General features: G+C 57.6%; 16 protein-coding genes. 7 read left to right on the plus strand and 9 right to left on the minus strand.

Annotated features, from left to right (window positions below; all coding sequences use genetic code 11):
* Positions 1-158 precede the first annotated feature (158 nt).
* The 4 genes from ACIQUB_RS29845 to poxB all read right to left on the minus strand — a co-directional run bounded on the left by ACIQUB_RS29845 (position 159) and on the right by poxB (position 6,204).
* Positions 159-521: a response regulator gene (locus ACIQUB_RS29845; protein WP_402935187.1), complete on the minus strand. Its 363-nt coding sequence runs from the start codon at positions 519-521 to the stop codon at positions 159-161.
* Entirely contained in the window at positions 521-1,981 is a 1,461-nt protein-coding gene (locus ACIQUB_RS29850; RefSeq protein ID WP_402935190.1) for a PAS domain-containing protein, read from the minus strand. Before ACIQUB_RS29850 ends, ACIQUB_RS29845 begins: the two co-directional genes overlap by 1 nt.
* A gap of 169 nt (positions 1,982-2,150) precedes the next feature.
* Positions 2,151-2,303 carry a hypothetical protein gene (locus ACIQUB_RS29855; protein WP_018901385.1) on the minus strand — a complete coding sequence of 51 codons (153 nt, stop codon included), beginning with the start codon at positions 2,301-2,303 and terminating at the stop codon, positions 2,151-2,153.
* Positions 2,304-4,476: 2,173 nt separating this feature from the next.
* On the minus strand, positions 4,477-6,204 hold the full coding sequence (gene poxB / locus ACIQUB_RS29860) for a ubiquinone-dependent pyruvate dehydrogenase (RefSeq protein WP_402935194.1): 1,728 nt from the start codon (positions 6,202-6,204) through the stop codon (positions 4,477-4,479).
* Between the two features lie 422 nt (positions 6,205-6,626).
* On the opposite strand from poxB, the gene ACIQUB_RS29865 reads away from it, so the two are divergent.
* Positions 6,627-7,616: a potassium channel beta subunit family protein gene (locus tag ACIQUB_RS29865; RefSeq protein WP_402935197.1), complete on the plus strand. Its 990-nt coding sequence runs from the start codon at positions 6,627-6,629 to the stop codon at positions 7,614-7,616.
* Between the two features lie 187 nt (positions 7,617-7,803).
* On the opposite strand, the gene ACIQUB_RS29870 is transcribed toward ACIQUB_RS29865, so the two are convergent.
* From ACIQUB_RS29870 to ACIQUB_RS29890, 5 genes are all read right to left on the minus strand, one after another.
* A complete protein-coding gene (locus ACIQUB_RS29870; RefSeq protein ID WP_018901381.1) occupies positions 7,804-8,184 on the minus strand; it encodes a response regulator in 381 nt (126 codons plus the stop codon).
* Positions 8,184-10,496 (minus strand): GAF domain-containing protein, encoded by a 2,313-nt coding sequence (locus ACIQUB_RS29875; RefSeq protein WP_402935201.1) that lies wholly within the window; start codon positions 10,494-10,496, stop codon positions 8,184-8,186. Before ACIQUB_RS29875 ends, ACIQUB_RS29870 begins: the two co-directional genes overlap by 1 nt.
* Before the next feature lie 32 nt (positions 10,497-10,528).
* Positions 10,529-10,954 carry a response regulator gene (locus ACIQUB_RS29880; protein WP_402935204.1) on the minus strand — a complete coding sequence of 142 codons (426 nt, stop codon included), beginning with the start codon at positions 10,952-10,954 and terminating at the stop codon, positions 10,529-10,531.
* An 11-nt stretch (positions 10,955-10,965) separates the two neighbouring features.
* Entirely contained in the window at positions 10,966-12,075 is a 1,110-nt protein-coding gene (locus ACIQUB_RS29885; RefSeq protein WP_018901378.1) for a PAS domain-containing protein, read from the minus strand.
* A gap of 89 nt (positions 12,076-12,164) precedes the next feature.
* Complete coding sequence (locus ACIQUB_RS29890; protein WP_402935208.1) at positions 12,165-12,689, minus strand: metallophosphoesterase family protein; 525 nt, start codon at positions 12,687-12,689, stop codon at positions 12,165-12,167.
* A gap of 185 nt (positions 12,690-12,874) precedes the next feature.
* On the opposite strand from ACIQUB_RS29890, the gene ACIQUB_RS29895 reads away from it, so the two are divergent.
* From ACIQUB_RS29895 to ACIQUB_RS29920, 6 genes are all read left to right on the plus strand, one after another.
* Entirely contained in the window at positions 12,875-13,564 is a 690-nt protein-coding gene (locus ACIQUB_RS29895) for a helix-turn-helix transcriptional regulator (RefSeq protein WP_402935342.1), read from the plus strand.
* Between the two features lie 46 nt (positions 13,565-13,610).
* Positions 13,611-13,979 (plus strand): DUF1330 domain-containing protein, encoded by a 369-nt coding sequence (locus ACIQUB_RS29900; RefSeq protein ID WP_113237891.1) that lies wholly within the window; start codon positions 13,611-13,613, stop codon positions 13,977-13,979.
* 447 nt (positions 13,980-14,426) lie between these two features.
* On the plus strand, positions 14,427-15,023 hold the full coding sequence (locus ACIQUB_RS29905; protein ID WP_402935211.1) for an alpha/beta hydrolase: 597 nt from the start codon (positions 14,427-14,429) through the stop codon (positions 15,021-15,023).
* A gap of 35 nt (positions 15,024-15,058) precedes the next feature.
* On the plus strand, positions 15,059-15,964 hold the full coding sequence (locus tag ACIQUB_RS29910; protein WP_402935214.1) for a hypothetical protein: 906 nt from the start codon (positions 15,059-15,061) through the stop codon (positions 15,962-15,964).
* A 148-nt stretch (positions 15,965-16,112) separates the two neighbouring features.
* Complete coding sequence (locus tag ACIQUB_RS29915) at positions 16,113-16,646, plus strand: TetR/AcrR family transcriptional regulator (RefSeq protein ID WP_402935345.1); 534 nt, start codon at positions 16,113-16,115, stop codon at positions 16,644-16,646.
* Between the two features lie 85 nt (positions 16,647-16,731).
* Positions 16,732-18,183 (plus strand): MFS transporter, encoded by a 1,452-nt coding sequence (locus ACIQUB_RS29920; protein WP_402935217.1) that lies wholly within the window; start codon positions 16,732-16,734, stop codon positions 18,181-18,183.
* The last annotated feature ends 3 nt before the right edge of the window (positions 18,184-18,186 follow it).

An 18,186-nucleotide genomic window follows, 5' to 3' on the forward strand; every position in this document is an offset into this window, starting at 1 on the left:
CACTCGCAAAGCCGCCGTGGAAACGGCAAAATTTCGCAAATACTCGTGAGGGGAGCTTTAGCCGATAAACTCTTCGGCGTCTAAGTTAATGTGAACGGGCAGCGCCGATGTTGATTTCTCGCTTCCAAGCTGGTGAACTAACTTCTTCGCGAGTTGCGTCACGGCTTCAGCCCAGCGACACCGAGAGCCTCCAACAGCGCTTTCTGCGATATCGGCTTCAACAAGAATTGCGCCCCTTGTGGGAGGGAGCCTTGAGCGGGATGGTAGCGACCAGAAATAACCATTATCTGGCAATCGCTATAACTTGAAGCGACGTAATGTGCTAGCGCGATTCCATTCATGCTTCCTGGCATGTCGATGTCTGTGAGCAGAGCCGCAAATTGTCCGTTTTTGCCAAGAGCAATAAGCGCTTCGTCAGCGTTCCCGGCCTCGGCGACCTCAAAGCCAAGATCCGTTAATGTGTCGGCGAGGTCCATTCTGATGAGGCCATCATCTTCGACGACAAGAAGGGATCGCGTCATTAGTGTTCTTTCTGAAAAGTTTGAAGATCGGCTTCGATGCGGAATCTTAGGCCAGTTGGCGCATAGTCAAATTCGACTGCGCTATCCAATGCGCCGTTCAGTCCTGCCGAGATTAGTCGCGTGCCAGAACCGCTAGCCATCGGTTTCACGACGGGAGGCCCTCCTGTTTCCCGCCAGGTCATTTCGAAGCGGTCTCGCTCCACGCCGGATACACACCACTCGATTTCCACCCGGCCAGCTGGTTCTGAGAGCGCCCCGTGCTTGAGAGCGTTCGTTGCCAGCTCGTGCAAGATGAGGGCGATTGACAATGATGGTCTTGACCCAACCCGCAACTCGGGACCCTTGATGATAAACCGAGGATTGTCCGGATCATCGTGAAGAGCGATCATCTGCTTCACCAGACGCCGGACTTTTGACGTTCCGGTGCCGCCTTCTAAAATAGTGTCGTGTGCGGCGCTCAAAACAGCGATACGATCCGAAAGGCGTTGTCGCGCTGTCACGATGTCAGGCGCATTGCGAAGGGTTTGAGATGCGATAGCTTGAAACATGGCCAGCTGATTCTTCAGTCGGTGGCCCAGCTCATGAGAGAGCAACTCCTGGCGGGCTTCCTCGGCTCTAACGTCCGTGACATCACGCGACTGAACAAGGATACCGGTTATCGCGCCAGCGTCATCCCTCATCGGCTGATACACCAGGTCAATCAATCGCGACTGCTTCTCCCCGTCTGGGCCACGATTGAGTTCTACGGTGAGACCTTTGGCGACGAAGGGCTCTCCGGTCACATACACCCTGTCTAAAATATCTATAAAACCCTGCCTTACGACCTCGGACACGGTCTCACGAACAGGCTTGCCAATGATATTCCGTCCAGCTCCCACCATCGACTGATATTCGAGGTTGGCATACTCGAATTCATGAGACGGACCCACGAGCATGGCAATTCCCCCCGGGCTGAGTTCAAACACCTGAAGCATGCGTTCCCGCTGCGTCTTCTCAGCCTTTCTCATTGCAACTTGTGCGGTGATTTCCGTGCAAGCACAAAACATACCGAGAACGGTGCCCCAAGGATCTCGGACAGGGGTGTACGAGAACGCAAAATGGGTTTCTTCGGGAAAGCCGTTACGGTGCATGAGGAATTCGATGTCGTCCATCGCTGTTCCATGACCGGCGTACGCGGCTGTTATGATCGGCTCTACCTGATCCCAGATATCTTGCCACAGATCTTGAAAGCTGGCGCCGAATGCAGCCGGATGCCTTGCCCCACACATTTGCGCGTAGCCGTCGTTGTAGATGGTGATCTGGGCGGGGCCCCATACAAGCAACATCGGCTGCAGCGAACCCATCATCACATTGACAAGTGTGCGAAGCTCCACCGGCCATTGCTGGACCGCTCCTAAGGACGAAGAGGTCCAGTCGTATTCATTGAGAAGCTTCGAACACTCAGGGTTGGGCAGATGCATGCAGTTGAAGTTCCCGCTGATTTAAAAACGTTAAAGTAGCGGGCAAGCAAAAGTTTCAAATACCGTCAGGTATTTTTGTTTTTGTCGCGTCAGTGCCTGTCAGTTCTTGGCGTCGCCAACCCTACCTTGTGTGGCGCTGGTTCCTCACCGTCGTCGCTGTGGACCTAAATCAGTTTGGCCAGATCAACCAAAAACCGGTTCCGAAAATCACGATAAACGCGACCACCAACAACAACAGGCGGCCGATTCCAGCATTGACGTTGCCTTTCCCGACGATTGTTTCGAAGAAACCCTCACCGCGTGCAATCTCGTCGTCTTTCATGTCGATTCTCCGCCAGTTGCCTTGTCAAACAGACCGTCGACCAAACTCCGGACTGCGACGATCGTTCGATACTAATTCCGCAATCGTATCAGTTAGGATTATCACTATTCATTCGGATAAACCTGACGGGGCGCACCTTCCTTGATGCGGAGCGTGTTCACCGATGTTACTTCGAATTGCGATCCGGCCTTGCCACACCTCCGGTTGCGGCTGTGTGCCGATGCTGATCTCGACATGACTGCCCGCATAGACCACGAAATGTGCGTTTGCGGGCCGTAGATTTCGGCTTGGAACGCGCTCTCTGCACGTAGGTTGTACCCTAAGCCGTGAGAAAGGGATCGCTGATGTTAGTGGTTATAGACGTCGACTTAAACCTTCGATGGGCGTCAATAGAAGGGCGCACGATCGACGGGCACCGCGTCCAAATCGACGAGCGATCGGCGGCCTCGATGATCATGCGATGCTGCGAGCCCTTAAACGAAGGACCGAAACTCCGCTTGGCGACAGAAAGCTACGCCAAGGCCATCCAAGGAGATGGCATTGAAACCCACCCTTGGGAGGGCTCCGTCGGCGTCGCAGTCTATGCAAGGGTGCCCGCATGACCCTCTCCTCGGCTTTTACTCTAAACTTAGCAATCATCCTTGGGGCGGTCGCGTTGCTTTGTTGGATGGCAGCGGGGTTCACAGCTATCTTAGGAACGAAAAGCGAAATCAGGCATGGGGATGCAGGTCGAGCCTCGAATTACGTTACGACCGGATTAGCAGTCACTGGTTTGACCGCCCTCGTTGCGATGAGCGCCGTGCTAGGCCTAGCTCAATAACTCGCGGTGCGCGGCTCCAGCCTAAAGGAGAGTTCTACAAAGCTGCCGGCAGGGCGGCCTAGAGGGGCCAGTCTTGACCGGATCACCTCGGCTGGATGTACCGACTATCGCGATTGAACCGTACCGGTAATCCGACCGTCGATGTTCTGGCCGAAGGGATTGATCGCGACCAGGACTGTCAGCGTGACGATAAGGGCTGATAAAGCCGCTAACTGATACTTCATTCGATGCCGATCCCTGGATACGCGAACGCAATACCTGTCGCGCGGCCACAGACTGCCATCCGAAGCTCAATAAATTATGAATTATCGAATGCTGGATATCGACAAATGTGAGCCAGATCGGCCGGTTCGCCTTAATGATCTTGGTTGCCGTTGATGCTGCGGGACCACACGCAGGCCGTAACGAAGAATAACGACGCAGCGACTTTCATGTCATGAGTGAGACGGACACACCGACCAGTGGTCGTGCGGTCACTATGGACACGGCATCTCCTCCACGACTTGATGAACTGGCTACCCGGAGATTATCGACGGTGGCATCGTCTTTTGAAACGAATCTGGAAAAAAATCCTCCGGTAGCAGCGAACCCCGGAAAAACTGCGCTCGATATTTTGCCCGTGGGGGACCCTCCAAGGATAAGCGCTTTAGCTCGCCGCGAATTTTTTGGCGACATTCGCCGGCTTAACCGCCTTGCTACCTCGTAGAAGGGGTAAAGAGTTGAAAGGATTCTCAGTCCGCAGCGATCAGCCAACCCGTTATTGTCGCCAGCCCGCCAAGAATGGCCGCAGCGCACCGGAAATTCTTGCCGAGGCGCGCGGCGATCGAACTACGGCGGGAGATGTCGCGAGCCGTCTCAGCAAGTTCGAAGACGTCGCGGGCAGCTCTATAACCGCGCGAGCAGCAACGACCCCCGATCCTTTCAGACGGTGCGGAGGGTCCGCAGCGGAGCCGTCCGGAGCGAGCGGGACAAGGTGGCGCGGGCGGCCCTGCAGCTCACCGCAGCGGTGTAAGGTCAGCGCCTCCACCAACACCGGGCGATCAATCAGATCGCTGGCAGCCGTAACCATTGGCGATTGCGTCCCTACCGATAAGACGGGAGTAAACTCTCCGTCGGATCGAGTTGCTCGATTATCTTTCAACTCGACCTGAGGGCGATAACGCACTCGACTGAATAACCCAAGATCGATTGTGGGGAGATCCTGATCATCCGTCGCGAGGCCCGGGCTCCATACGATAGCGCACGCAAGGTGTATTTGCCTGAGAAAATGAATAGGATTTTTTAGAAAAGGAGCAGGGAGTGTCCGGCTCCTCTGTCAAAGGTTCAAACAGGCGAACGGTGTTTGGGTGCGGCTCACCGAGACAGAAAATTCGACACCGTAAGATCAACGAGTTTATCGCCGCGCCCGTTCATCACTGCTTGGATCGCCCACAGTCCAAACCCTTTCACTTGAGCGGCCTCTATTTTCGGCGGTATCGAAAGTTCTTGGGTGTTGGTCACCACGTCCAGCAAAGCAGGGCCTGGATGAGACAGGATTTCCCGGATCGCCTCTTCGAGCTCTGCCGGGTCTTCGACCCGGATACCATGAACACCGGCGGCGCGCGCAACTGCTGAGAAATCCGGATTTTTTAGATCAGTGCCCGTCTCCAGGAAGCCCGAGGCCTTCATTTCCATCGCAACGAAGCCAAGTGTGGAATTGTTGAAGATCACCACCTTAACCGGCAAGTCCTGCTGGACGAGCGTTAAAAAATCTCCCATCAGCATTGCAAAGCCGCCATCGCCGGACATGCTGATGATCTGCCGATCGGGGTATGCCGCCTGGGCGCCGATCGCCTGGGGCAAGGCATTGGCCATCGATCCATGGACCAACGATCCGATCAAGCGCCGCTTCCCATTCATTTTCAGATAACGCGCGGCCCAAATGGTCGGCGTCCCAACGTCGAACGTGAACACAGCATCGTCGGAGGCTTGTTCGCTGAGGAGGCGGGTAACATATTGTGGATGTATCTTTCCACCACGTTTGCCAGAAGCCAGATCGTCGAGACCCTCCCGCGCCTTCTTGTAGGCTGCCAGGCAATCTCTGAGATGCCCATCTTCTGACCGATCCTTGAGCATCGGCCAAAGTGACGTGATCGTCGATTTGACGTCACCGACAACGGCAAGATCCAGCGGCGTCCGCCGTCCGAGGTTCTCGGGCCGATTATCAACCTGAATAATTTTAGCGTCGGTGGGATAAAACTGTCGGTACGGGAAGTCGGTTCCCAGCATCAACAGCGTATCGCATTCGAGCATGGCCTTGTAGCCGGATGAGAATCCGATCAGTCCGGTCATTCCGACATCGAAGGGGTTTTCCCACTCGACGAATTCCTTGCCGCCCAGAGCATGGACGATCGGTGCCTTCAACTTGTCGGCAAGAACGATCAGCTCATCATGGGCGCCCTCGCATCCACGACCGCAAAGCAACGTCACTTTCGAGCTGCCGTCGAGAAGCTGTACCATCTGTTCGATCTGCTCTTCGGCTGGCACCACAGTCGGCTGAGGCAGAGCAAGAGCAATAGATTGTGAGATTTTAGCATCAAGTTCACTCAATGCGACATCGCCCGGAATGACCACGACGGCCACGCCGCGCTTGCCCACAGCCGCTCGGATCGCGGACTCTAGGACGGCAGGCAGCTGCTCTGGACGACTCACCAGCTCGCAGTAGTGGCTACACTCGCGAAATAGGTGATCCGGGTGGGTTTCCTGGAAGTAGCCTCTGCCGATCTCGGCCGACGGTATCTGGGCAGCTATGGCAAGGACCGGCACGCGTGAGCGATGGCAGTCGAACAGTCCGTTGATGAGATGGAGATTTCCAGGGCCACAGCTTCCGGCGCAGACAGCGAGCTTTCCAGTGAGATGTGCCTCGGCGCCCGCTGCGAACGCCGCCGTTTCTTCATGGCGCGTATGGATCCATTCGATGTCGCCACGTCGACGCAGCGATTCCGTCAGCCCGTTAAGACTGTCACCGACGACGCCATAGATCCTTTCGACGCCAGCTGAATGCAGCACCTGGGTGAGGACATCGGCAACTTTGTTCTTCATGAAAAACTCCCGGTTTGGTGACTTGGAGACCAGATTGCGAAAAGTAGGCCGCTTTGCTGTGATCTCAACAGTAGCGTGCCGGCTCGCGCGGCAAATGTCCCCGCCGAGTAGTCCTTCCGCGAACGACACGCTCCTAATGATCTGAGATATATGGGCTTGGATGTTGGCCCAAACTGCTGGAAAGCCGCATCGTCTGCCCCTCCATGGGTTACTTCGTGAAATATAAATGACTTGGCCGAGCCGACGATGAAACTGTATCTAGATATTGAGGTTAGATACGCGGGTATGACACCTCAGGGACGGGAGCGCTTTTTTGGCGTCCCATTCCACAATCTTTACCCACTCGCCCATTGTCGGTAGCGCTCTACTTGATGGTAGCGAGCACAGTTTCAGATCTCACATTCAACGTCGGAGGGGTCACCATGGAATATCGCCGCCTAGGAAAGTCCGGACTGAAAGTCAGCGAGTTTTCGTTTGGCTCCTGGGTCACCTTTGGCAGACAGGTTGATGGGGGCAGCGCCGTCGAGTTGATGAAATACGCGTATGACAACGGTGTGAACTTCTTCGACAATGCCGAGGGCTATGAAAAGGGCAATTCCGAAGTGGTCATGGGCGAGGCGCTCAGAACTCTTGGTTGGAGCCGCGATAGCTATATCGTATCGAGCAAAGTCTTCTGGGGCGGAGAAAAGCCCACTCAACGCGGGTTATCGCGCAAGCACGTGACCGATGCGGCCCATGCAGCGCTGAAGCGGTTGCAGGTCGAGTATCTGGACCTTTACTTCTGCCACCGCCCGGATATCGACACTCCCATTGAAGAGACTGTCCGTGCGATGAACGACCTGATCGCCCAGGGCCAGATCCTATACTGGGGCACGTCGGAATGGTCCGCCCAACAGCTGACGGAAGCCTACGCCGTCGCGAAGGATTTGCGCCTAGCGCCGCCGACGATGGAACAGCCTCAATACAACATCTTCGAGCGACAGAAAGTGGAGTCCGAATACCTGCCGCTCTACGACCTCATCGGACTTGGCACCACAATCTGGTCACCGCTCGCATCAGGGATGCTCACTGGCAAGTATAACGACCAAGTTCCGGCCGATAGCCGCATGAACCTCCCCGGCTACGAGTGGCTAAAGGAGCGGCTCAACAGCGACGCTGGCAAAACACAGGTTGAGCAGGTACGTCAGCTGTCTGAGCTTGCCAGAGAGCTTGGGATGTCCATGACCCATTTTGCGCTGACATGGTGCTTGGCGTGCAAGCACGTTTCAACCGTCATCCTCGGAGCGTCGCGCCTCTCCCAACTTCAGGACAATCTCGCAGCGCTCGATCAGCGGTCGAAGCTCACGCCAGATGTGCTTGAGCGTGTCGACCAAATCGTTGGCAACAGGCCGTTGGAGCCTCGACGCTTCTAAAAACACCTGAGGAGCCCCGCCTCGGCCTTCCCATCAATCCAGCAGATGGGAAGCGGATGGAACAGTTCGGTCGACCGGGAGATGTGTAGCGATAACAGTTACGGTTTGGACGACTGTCGCGACGCTGGCGCGGTTATAAAGGGTCCATTTTGTCGTGCCATGAGACGCGGACCCGACCCGGTGCTCGTCATGACAGCATCTGCCTGATTGTTTCCACGATCTGTTCCTCCCGGTAAGGTTTGGAGAAAAACACGGTCTCAGCCGGGATCACGTCTCCGGGATCCTCGACGTGGCCGGAGACCACGATCACTTTGATTGGCGGCCACCTGTCTCGGATGATTGCAGCCAGACGCATTCCGTCGACACCGCGCGGCATATCGACATCTGTGAAGACGATACGGATGTCATTTCGGGATTCGAGTATTGCGACCGCTTCGGTTGCGTCCGACGCCGCTACCGCCTGATATCCTGCAGCTTCGATGAGGTCTATGCCGGCGAGGCGAAGGAGCGGCTCATCTTCAACGACCAGAACAATCGCGACGTCCTTAGAGATATCACTCATGGTCATTACGACTGCCTCAACTGCGAAATCAGCCCGCGCATCTTAACCTTCAGCCCGTCAGGGGCATAATCCACGTCAACACCGCCGGTTCCCGTCAAGCCGAGGCGTATGAGCCTCGATCCGAATCCCTTGCCCGATGGGGTGGCCACTGGGGGGCCTTCATGCTCGCTCCACAAAAGAACGAGCGCACTGTCTTCGCCTCCGCCTTCCATCGTCCACGAAACGATGACCTTGCCTGCCTCGTTCGACCAGGCTCCATATTTGAGCGCGTTGGTGCCCAGTTCATGCATCAGCAGCGCCAGGGACAGCGCCGAGCGCGGTCCAAGTTCGAGGTCCGGACCTGAAATCGAATAACGGTCCGGCAATGAGAGCTGACCGAGTACGGAATCGATCACGGCGATCATACGCGCCGACGACCAGTCCTGGCCGAGCAAAACCTCGTGTGCTTTCGAAAGAGCGTGAAGCCGGCTGGTAAAAGCTTCCACAGGTGCCCGATCGGTGACAGGGCGCAGCGTCTGCGTGGCAATCGCCTGAACCATCGCCATCGTATTTTTCAGGCGGTGACTGATCTCGTGGTTGAGCACCTGCTGTTCCTGCTCCGCACGAATTCTTGAGATCGCCTCCCTTGTGCGATCTGCGATCGTTCGAACGAAGTCACGCTCCTCCACGGAGAAATCATGAGGTCTGTCGTAGTGAACGAACATGACCCCTACAAACGCACCGTGCTCGATGATCGGCACGTTCACTAGCACGGAAATTCCGATCGAATGGAAAAGGTCGGCTGACGCAGATGTCCGAGGATCCTTGGCCACGTCTGGAATGATGACCGTCTCGCCGCGTTTGAGATCTTCGATATAGCAGCCATAATCTCGGAATAGATGCGAGCCGGCGACAGTCGTGATTCCTTCAGCGCACCAATCGGGTAGAATTTGTACGGTTTCGGCGATCGGATCGACGACGCCGTAGCCCGCTCTTGTCGCGCCCTCCAGGTTGCGGGCCATGATCTCTGCTGCGGCAAATGCAACATCTTGGACATCGTCGAGCTCTCGCATCTTGTCGCCGAGCTCGAGAAACGCCATTTGCCGATTTTCGGCGATCTTCTGAGATGTCGCGTTCCTGGCGACCTTGATAAAGCCGGGCACCTCCGAGCCAGACTGGCCCGGAAACGGGCGTATCGCCCCGTCTAGGAAAACCCGTGTTCCGTCGGCCGCCTGGTGCCACCTTCGATCAAGGGCAACGCCTTCCGCTGCAGCTTTGCGGACTTCGGTTTCTGGAACGCCGGCCGCCCGGTCTTCCTCCGTGAATATCTCCGCGAACCCGCGCCCAAGCATTTCGGCCTCCGTCCAGCCAAAAGTCTCTTCCGCCCCGCCGAACCAGCTCGTGATACGCTGTTCGTCGTCAATGGTCACGATGACATAGTCTTTCGCACCCTCGACGATCAGCCGCAGCTTTGTCTCGCTGCCCCGAAGGGCTTCGACAGCCTCCATTCGGTCTGTCACATCGACAAAAATGATGATGAACTTGTCATTGCCTGTCGCCTGCACGTAGCCGTCGACCCAGCGTCCGAGGGCGGAGATATGCCGAGTAAAACGCCTGCTCTGTCCGCTTTCGACAACGAGCGCGACGTCCGATACCCACTCCTCTCCAAAATTCGGAAAGATTTCTCGCATGGTACGACCGGTGGCGTCCTCGACGGGGTGGTCTAAGAGATTGCTCCAAGCCGGGTTGACGCTGTCATGGCGCCAATCGACGATCGTCCCGTCGAGGTCGCGAATGACCGAACCGACGATAATCCCTTCCTCGAGCTGCTCGAAAAGCGAACTCCACCGGCGTTCTGATAGAAAAGTGGCGATCTGGTTCGAGGCGACCTTGCCGATGCGGCTCAGCAGGTCGAGCTCTTGACTTGTCCAGGTTCTGGGTTCCCCGTCGATCGCGGCCAACGCTCCGATGACCAAACCATCCGGCATTGTGACGGGTACGCCCATGTAGGAGATCACACCCAGATCCGGGATGGCCAGGTTATTTTTGACGAGATCATGGATCGTCGCGTCGCCAATAATCAGGGGCTGCTTGTCCCGAACGACGTGTTGACAAAAGGAATGGGTCAGCGGGGTCTCTGCGGCCTCCGCCCATTTCTCCGGCAGACCGAGATGAGCGATGAAGACCTGTCTGTCCTCGTCGAGAATGGAGACGAGCGCGACGGGACAGTTCAGCCCGGCCTTCACGACCTCGATAATGTCCTGAAATTCCGACTGGCCCTGAACGTCAAGCAGACCAGAATTCCGAACGGCGCCGATGCGCTTCGATGGTGAACTCACTGAGGTTCCTTCACGCGAGATCTCGCAGTTGATCATGCCGCAAGGTTGGCGCGTGCGGCAGGGGAGAGGACAAGGCTAGGGGGCGCGACCAGCGCACCATGGTCGCCATCGACGATGGTCTGCAGAAACTGCAAGGCGTTTTGCAGACCGTTGACGGTGTACGGCTTCTCGATCGCCCCGAGCGCACCTGCAAAATCGTCCGGTATGCGCTTGAGATTTCCCGATACGAACACGAACGGAATTGCCTTGGCCGAAAGGTAGCGTCCGACGTCGATACCCGTTGGGCCATCCAGCAATTGAATGTCGACAAAGGCAAATTGCGGCGAGGTCGCATCAATGATCTCTATCGCCTCGCGACTATCGGCTGCCGTCCCAACAACGAGATGACCGGCGCCTTCCACTTCGCTTTCCAGCTCCATGGCAAGAAGGACTTCATCTTCCACAATCAGAATATTCAAATCGGATCCTTTCAGTCCTTAACGGACAGCGTGACTGTAACGTCTGTCCGGTGGCCCTGCACAACTCGGTCGATCTTGGCTCGAAGTTGCTTTAGGCAAGCCTCGAGCATGGCCTGGCTAAACGCAGCCTCCTCTTTGTCCACGTCAACCGGCATGACAGTATCCGCGACCCGAATGAGGAAGTGCCCGTTCAGCCGTCTGATCTCCAGATGGATCTCGCCACCGCCGTCGCTCAGCCCCCGCCTTATCGCATCGCCGACCAGTTCGTTGATAATGAGAGCCAACGGCGATGCCTTGGTAGCAGGCACCACGACCTCGTGCAGATCGGTTGTCAGCTGTATGTCCGAACGCTTCAATGCGCCGATTTTATCGATCATGAGGGTGTTTGCGAAATCGGCTACGTCGAATTGTCCCACTTCCTCGTCGTTCAAGAGTTTGCGCTGTACGGTGCTGAGCGCTTCGACGCGATTGAGAACAGACGTCAGTGTACGCTCGACAACGTCGTTTTCGGTCATTCGAGCCTGCAGTTTGACGATGGATGCGATCGTAAGCAGGTTGTTCTTGACCCTATGATCGACCTCGTGGACCAGCGTTGTCTTTGCACGCAGGGCGTCGGTCAGGTCTGCCGTTCGCATCGCCACTTCTTCCTCGGCGAGGTGACGCGCGCGCGCCAGTTCCGCTTCCTTGCTTTTGATGTTTGTAAAGTCGAGCTGAGAGGCAAAAAAGTAGATCACCGCGCCTGAGGCATCCCGCACCGGGCTGACGAAGAGCGCGTTCCAGAAGGCCGACCCGTCTTTTCGGTAATTGAGAATGTCGATCGCGAGATCTTTCTGGGCAGCAATGGCGTCACGAAGCCTTGAAACGGCATCCGGATCGGTCTCCCGCCCCTGAAGGAGGCGACAGTTTTTGCCAATGAGCTCTTCGTTGGTGTAGCCGGTGAGCTTACAAAACGCTGCGTTGCAGAAGATGATCGGATTGTCCGCTTGACGTGGATCGGTGATCAGCATCGGCATGCGTGTGGCTTTAAACGCTGCCGCAAAGGGGTCTTCCGAAGCGTGAGCAGCAACCAGACGCTCACCGGCGTCCCTGGCGTCCTGCATGCTATTATTGTCTTCTGTCATCGATATTTCCGGATGCTAACGCAATGAAATGCGCGAGCAGCGATTTCGTTCCACTGACAACTAACATCAGGCGTCTTTCGCGGTCTTCGCTATGCTTCAGAGATTATCTCCGTGCTGGCGCCGACTTCCTTTCGGTGAAGGATCTCGTCGAGCGAAACGGGCCGGAGTTCCTGTGCATCGACGCCGACGTCGAACTGCCGGGGGAGTGGCTTCAGGCGGCCATGGGAGTGGCCATGCAGATTGATCGACTTCTTGCCCATCTGGTTCCAGGTCCTGAAGGCGTAGTGGCACAAAATGAGGTGATATCCGTCTTCTCGAAGCTCGAAATAGTGATGAACGCTATCCCATCCCTGCGAAGCGGTCGTTGCTTGCGTGTCGTTGTTGCCGACGATCAGGTGCTTGCGCCCGTTCAGCTGTGCCAGCAGCTCAGTACAGTCGCCGGCCCTTGCCGACATCACGTCGCCGAGATGCCAGACTTCGTCAACCGCGCCCACTGTTTCGTTCCAGTTTCGGATCAGCGCAGCGTCATGTTCGGCCATGCTGGAAAAAGGTCGCCGATCGAGGCTGAGAACGCGCCGATCGCCGAAATGTGTGTCGCCGGTAAAGTAGATCATCGGCGATATCTGGGGCTCCTTGCTCCAACGTCCACCGGTGAGGACGCGCATTGAGACGCTTGGCGAGAAGGCGCGGAAGTTTCGCTAGACAGGCGCTCTTGGACACTGCCCACAGGCGCACTAGATACCGCCGACCAAAAGACGGGACCACGAACTGAATGTCGAGAACCAGCCGCCTCCTTGAAATGCTTGGCATGCTTCGAGCACGACGAACGCCGGTTACCGCGTTGCAGCTGTCGCAGGAACTGGGTGTCTCCGAAAGAAGCGTTTATCGAGACATCGAGACGCTTCGCATGCTCGGAGCGCCGCTTGACGGGCAGGCGGGGGTCGGTTTTGTGCTGCGCGACGGCTTCTTCCTGCCGAACTTCGCATTTTCGGCCGAAGAAGTGGAGGCTGTCATTCTCGGCCTGACCTGGGTGAAGCAGAGGGCCGATCCGGCTCTGTCTCACAGCAGCGACAGCGCTTTAGCCAAAATACTGTCGAGCCGGACCGACCGGCTGCACGACGAGAATGCGCCGGCACTCGTGTCGGCGGCGTCCTTGTCACAGCGTTCCGATCCGCCGCAGGTCGGAGCCCTTCGCGATGCGATCCGTCGTCTAAGGAAAGTCAGGATGGCATATGAGGACGCTGTGGGCGCTGCGTCCGAACGCACCGTCTGGCCGATCACGATCGTCTATTTCGACGACGTTCGCGTCCTTGCTGCGTGGTGCGAAAGCAAGTCGGCGTTCCGTCACTTCCGCGTCGACCGTGTACGGTCCGCGTCTGTCCTCGACGAGCGGTATCCAGAGCGCCGGTCCCTGCTTATGCGGCGTTGGCGCGAGCAAGATCGAGACTGGCGTTCCTTCCTGACAGTTTCTGACGGAGCGCCGGGTTAAACTTTCTGAAGGCGTCGCAAGGACGCCAATATGAAAGGAAGGCTTAATGGTCGCGTTTTCACCCGATGTTTTTGCCAGGTTCATGGCTGAAGAGGACGACGCTCCCGTCGTGATGTTGAACCTTTTAAGGTTCGTTCCCGAGGGCGGGCGAGAACGACATCTGGAATACCTGAAGATGGCGGAACCTATTCTTGTCCGCTTCGGCGCACGGATCCTATTTCGTGGCGACGGCCTCGACGTCCTTACCACCGGGCAGGTGGAAGGGTGGGACGCGGTGCTGCTCGTACAGTATCCGCGGCGGACGGCGTTCCGTGAGATGGTGGAAGACGCCGAGTACCAGAAGGCGTTTGAAGTGGGAAAGTCGGCGCTTGCAGATATCATCCTGCAGCCTTTGCAGATCGCGAAAGGACTTTGATTGCAGCACGACCGGCTGGCGCGCGTTGATGACGCGGCAGCCGCCCCCCCCCCCGGTGGATAGCTTCATGTCGATTGCCCGATGTTGGGCATAATCTTTCGGTCGTTGACCCGCACTCTATCAACGATCCGGTCGCCGGGACCGGTTGCCAGCCGAAGCGTCGACACAGAACCGCATTTGGTCTATTTGTTGAGCGGCTCGGTCATCGCTGGTGGTATGAGCCGCGTGACCACTATCAGCGTCCGGGGCGCTTCGTACAGCTCCCTGAACTCCTTGTGCGGCCAGACCAGCCACCCCATATATTGCCTGCCACCCCACCAACGCGTGAGCATGCGCAGCGGCATCCGCCGGCGTCTGCGTGAGGGCTTGCGCGCGGGGTGAGACGGCCGCTCCCTTCCTCAAGAAGGTCGAGCGCCGTCGGGCCAATTTGAAACCTTCAGGATCATCATGTCATCTCACGACCACCTCGTCATCTTCCTGCATGGCATCGGCGCGTCGGGCGCCCAGCTCATGCCGCTTGCCTCTTCCTGGCGCGCCGGGTTACCCAACACCCGGTTCACTGCCCCGGATGCTCCCATGAACCACCGGTACGGGCATCAATGGTTTTCGACAGAAGGAAACCCACTTGATCCGGCAAACGTCTTGGCCGCTCGCAGAGCATTCGACGAACTGATGGACGACGTCCTTCGACGCGAAGGTTTTGCAGGCACGCATGACAGGATTGCCTTCGTCGGCGTCTCGCAGGGCGCGATCGTTGCCCTCGACGCCGTCGCTTCCGGCCGCTGGAAGGTTGGCGCGCTCGTGTCCTTCGCGGGGCTTCTCCCGCCGCAGCCCATCTCGTCATCGAGCAAGGGGACGCCGGTCCTCCTCGTGCACGGCCAGGCCGACACGACGATCCCCGCCGCCGCCTCGACGCTGGCCGCAGCAACGCTCCGGGCGGCCGGTTTTCACGTTAGGCTCGATGTCGAGCCGGGCGTCGGACATACGATTTCGAGCGCCGGCGCTGCCAAAGCGTTGTCCTTCCTCAAAACGTCTCTCCTATAGGCGAAACCACACGGCCTCCCGACCGTTTTCCTTCCATGACCGATGATCGCAACGAAAACAAGCAGGCAGTCGACCCGCCCCAAGAGACGGTATCGTTCGCCTTCGACCGGATGACTGTCGCCCGGTTCCGGCAAGTGTTTCCCAATGCGCGATGGTCAGACACACTCCAGGCCTGGACGGTTCCCGGCAAGACGGCGCGCAAACGCATCGACCGTTGGCTTGCCTGCGAGGCGGACCGCAGGACGCCCTACGAGGAGGACCGCGGCCGCGACGCCTACCAGTTCGAGCCCATCCTCAGCCCCTATCTGCAGGTCTACGACCGTGGCTTGCGCATCAAGACGCCTTTCTCTCGGACGGTCGTCGACGAGCTGCGGCAGATACCCTTTTCCCGGTGGAACGGCGCCGACAAGGTCTGGGAGATCCCGTACGCCTCCTATGACGACCTCCAGCGCCACTGGAGCGCCATCGAGGAGGCTGCAAAGCGGGCGGAGCCGGACGAGCGGCGCAAGCGCGCAGAGGCGCGCAAGGGCACCGACGAAGAAGCAAGGGCCAAGCGCAGGACTTCCGAGCGTCGGAAGAAACGGCTGCCCGTGCCGAGCGACGATCTTCCACCACTCGATCGGCCTGTGGCGACAACCGCATTCGGTATCGTCGTCATCACCGAGATTACAGGCGAACTCGTCGTCGCGAATGAGATCGCCGAACACCATCCGGATGCCGATGACGAGCATGTTTGGGCCGGTTGGCGGGCCGCGACACTCGAGGAACTCGTCCATACGTGGCCGGCCCCAAAAGATCGGGGCGAGTATGGGAGGCTGCGAGGATGGTGGCAGCCGACACTCGAGGAGCTGAGAGACGCCAGACGCGCCGCAAAGGGACGCGAAAGGCGCAGACAAGGCTCGGCAGACAATGAGACCAAGAGTTCATCAAGTCTGAAGTAACTGTTGCATGGTGTCTCAGAAATGTGAGATTTCGCTTGCATTAGGAACCATATGGTTCCATATTAACTCTATGGCAAAGCGCACTGAGACATCACCGTCAGTTGGACGGCCACGCGAATTTGAACTCGATGACGCTGTTCGCAAGGCGATGAGCGTTTTCTGGGACCGCGGATATCACGATGCATCGCTTCCTGACCTGCTCGAAGGCATGGAGCTGTCGCGAGGAAGCTTCTACAAGGCTTTCGTAGACAAGCGGGGCGTCTATCTCCGCGCGCTTGATGTCTATATTGAAGACGCCATTCGCAAGACGGGCGAAATCCTGCATGCCAACCCATCGCCCAAATCTGCAATCAAAGAAGCTTTTTCGCGTCACATTGAAGAGTCCTCTGGCACGGAGGGACTGCGTGGATGCTTTGTCGTGTTGTCGGCTGTCGAAATGCTTCCCGCGGACGACGACGTCTCCCAACGTATCGCTCGCTTGTTTCGACGTCTGGAGGATCTTTATGCGGCCGCGATTATTCGAGCTCAAGCCCTGGGCGAGATCGATCCTGCGGCAGACGAGCGAACACTCGCGAAATTCCTCCTATGCCAGATCCAGGGAATGAGAGTGCTCGGGAAGGCAGGAGCTGATCGCGACGCCACCAAGGCAATGGTCGACTTCGCGCTGGAATCGCTTGACTGAGCTTAATTAGGAACCAAACGGTTCCCAATTTCATCTATTTTCACAGGCTGATCGCTCGGTTCTGCCGATCGACATGGAGAGACATATGGACTTTGTCCCCACCCTTAATCAAACCCCTGATCCGCGCAGATGGATCGCGCTGGCTATCCTGTTAACAGGCGCATTCCTCCCACCACTTGATTTCTTCATCGTCAACGTGGCACTTCCTTCCATACGCGAGGACTTCCATGCCTCCGCCTCAACGATGCAACTGATCATCTCCGGCTACGCCACCACCTACGCGGTCATGCTCATCACCGGTGGGAGGCTTGGAGACCTATACGGTCGACGAAATGTCTTCCTTGCTGGGATGATGGGGTTTGCTGCCGCATCCGCCCTTTGCGGCGTCGCCTGGTCTCCATTGGTTCTGGTCGTCGGCCGGGTACTTCAGGGCTTCGCCGCCGCGATCATGGCGCCGCAGGCTCTGGCGTCGATAAACGCCATCTTTCCCGATGGGGAGAAATCAAAGGCGCTGAGCTTTTATGCCCTTACTTTCGGGGTGGCGTCGATGGCCGGGCTGTTCCTGGGCGGAGCGCTGATCGCGCTCAATGTCCTTGGTCTCGGGTGGAGAGCCATATTTCTTATAAATCTCCCAGTGATCGCCGTAGCCGCACCATCCGCGATGGTGATCCTGCGCGAAACACGCTCAGACCATCCTAGCAGGCTGGATCTGGGGGGCGCCGCGCTGATCGCCGTTGCGCTTTTTGCGCTGATAGCGCCGCTCATCGAGGGGCGCGAGCAAGGGTGGCCGATCTGGTCACTTTTAATGCTTGCCGCATCACTACCACTTCTCCTCCTGTTCTGGAAACATGAGCAGAAACTGGAGGCGGCCGGAAGAGACCCGATCCTGGCACCGCGCCTGTTGCGCGCGCCCGGATTGAAGCGCGGCCTGCTCGCTGCCTTGTTCTTTTACGCCTTTGCAGCATTCTGGCTGACGTTTTCGGTCTTTCAGCAAGCAGGCCTCGGCCGCACGCCTTTTGAAGCCGGACTAGCAGTGCTTCCCGCAGCCGTCGGCTTCGTCATCGGCCCCTTCGCGAGCGGACACATATTCCGGGTCTTTGGCAGATACTCCACTGCCGCGGGCATGTCCCTTGAAGCGGCAGGTCTATTCGGGACGGCGGCTTTGATCTCACTCGATGCGTCGACGCTCCTGCCAATCGCATTGTTCTTCGTCGGCGCAGGGCAGGGCATCGCGTTGCCGAATCTTGTTCGTACAGTCGTGCAGCGCGTCGACCCGACGCAATCTGGTTTGGCCTCCGGGCTGGTGAATTCGATGCTACAGATCGGTGGAGCCTTGGCGACAGCTCTGATCGGTGGATTGTTCTTCTCGATCCTGGGCGCGTCCACCGACGCGACATCCATCGGCCACGCCTACTCCATCGCAGCGATAGCCATTGCTATTTGTCTACTTGTCGCAGCATGGCTTTCCGTCATCCACCCAATGAACGACGACGCTCGCCGTCAAAGCGATACACGCCTCGCGGGCAAGACATCGTGAGAG

The organism is Rhizobium sp. NPDC090275, from assembly GCF_044772225.1.
Classification (GTDB): Bacteria; Pseudomonadota; Alphaproteobacteria; order Rhizobiales; family Rhizobiaceae; genus Rhizobium.

Excerpts from the sequence above, each read along its gene's own strand:
- ACIQUB_RS29845 (WP_402935187.1), bottom strand. The coding sequence starts at position 521 with ATGACGCGATCCCTTCTTGTCGTCGAAGATGATGGCCTCATCAGAATG.
- ACIQUB_RS29850 (WP_402935190.1), bottom strand. The coding sequence starts at position 1,981 with ATGCATCTGCCCAACCCTGAGTGTTCGAAGCTTCTCAATGAATACGAC.
- ACIQUB_RS29855 (WP_018901385.1), bottom strand. The coding sequence starts at position 2,303 with ATGAAAGACGACGAGATTGCACGCGGTGAGGGTTTCTTCGAAACAATC.
- poxB (WP_402935194.1), bottom strand. The coding sequence starts at position 6,204 with ATGAAGAACAAAGTTGCCGATGTCCTCACCCAGGTGCTGCATTCAGCT.
- ACIQUB_RS29865 (WP_402935197.1), top strand. The coding sequence starts at position 6,627 with ATGGAATATCGCCGCCTAGGAAAGTCCGGACTGAAAGTCAGCGAGTTT.
- ACIQUB_RS29870 (WP_018901381.1), bottom strand. The coding sequence starts at position 8,184 with ATGACCATGAGTGATATCTCTAAGGACGTCGCGATTGTTCTGGTCGTT.
- ACIQUB_RS29885 (WP_018901378.1), bottom strand. The coding sequence starts at position 12,075 with ATGACAGAAGACAATAATAGCATGCAGGACGCCAGGGACGCCGGTGAG.
- ACIQUB_RS29890 (WP_402935208.1), bottom strand. The coding sequence starts at position 12,689 with ATGATCTACTTTACCGGCGACACACATTTCGGCGATCGGCGCGTTCTC.
- ACIQUB_RS29895 (WP_402935342.1), top strand. The coding sequence starts at position 12,875 with ATGCTTGGCATGCTTCGAGCACGACGAACGCCGGTTACCGCGTTGCAG.
- ACIQUB_RS29900 (WP_113237891.1), top strand. The coding sequence starts at position 13,611 with ATGGTCGCGTTTTCACCCGATGTTTTTGCCAGGTTCATGGCTGAAGAG.
- ACIQUB_RS29905 (WP_402935211.1), top strand. The coding sequence starts at position 14,427 with ATGTCATCTCACGACCACCTCGTCATCTTCCTGCATGGCATCGGCGCG.
- ACIQUB_RS29910 (WP_402935214.1), top strand. The coding sequence starts at position 15,059 with ATGACCGATGATCGCAACGAAAACAAGCAGGCAGTCGACCCGCCCCAA.
- ACIQUB_RS29915 (WP_402935345.1), top strand. The coding sequence starts at position 16,113 with ATGAGCGTTTTCTGGGACCGCGGATATCACGATGCATCGCTTCCTGAC.
- ACIQUB_RS29920 (WP_402935217.1), top strand. The coding sequence starts at position 16,732 with ATGGACTTTGTCCCCACCCTTAATCAAACCCCTGATCCGCGCAGATGG.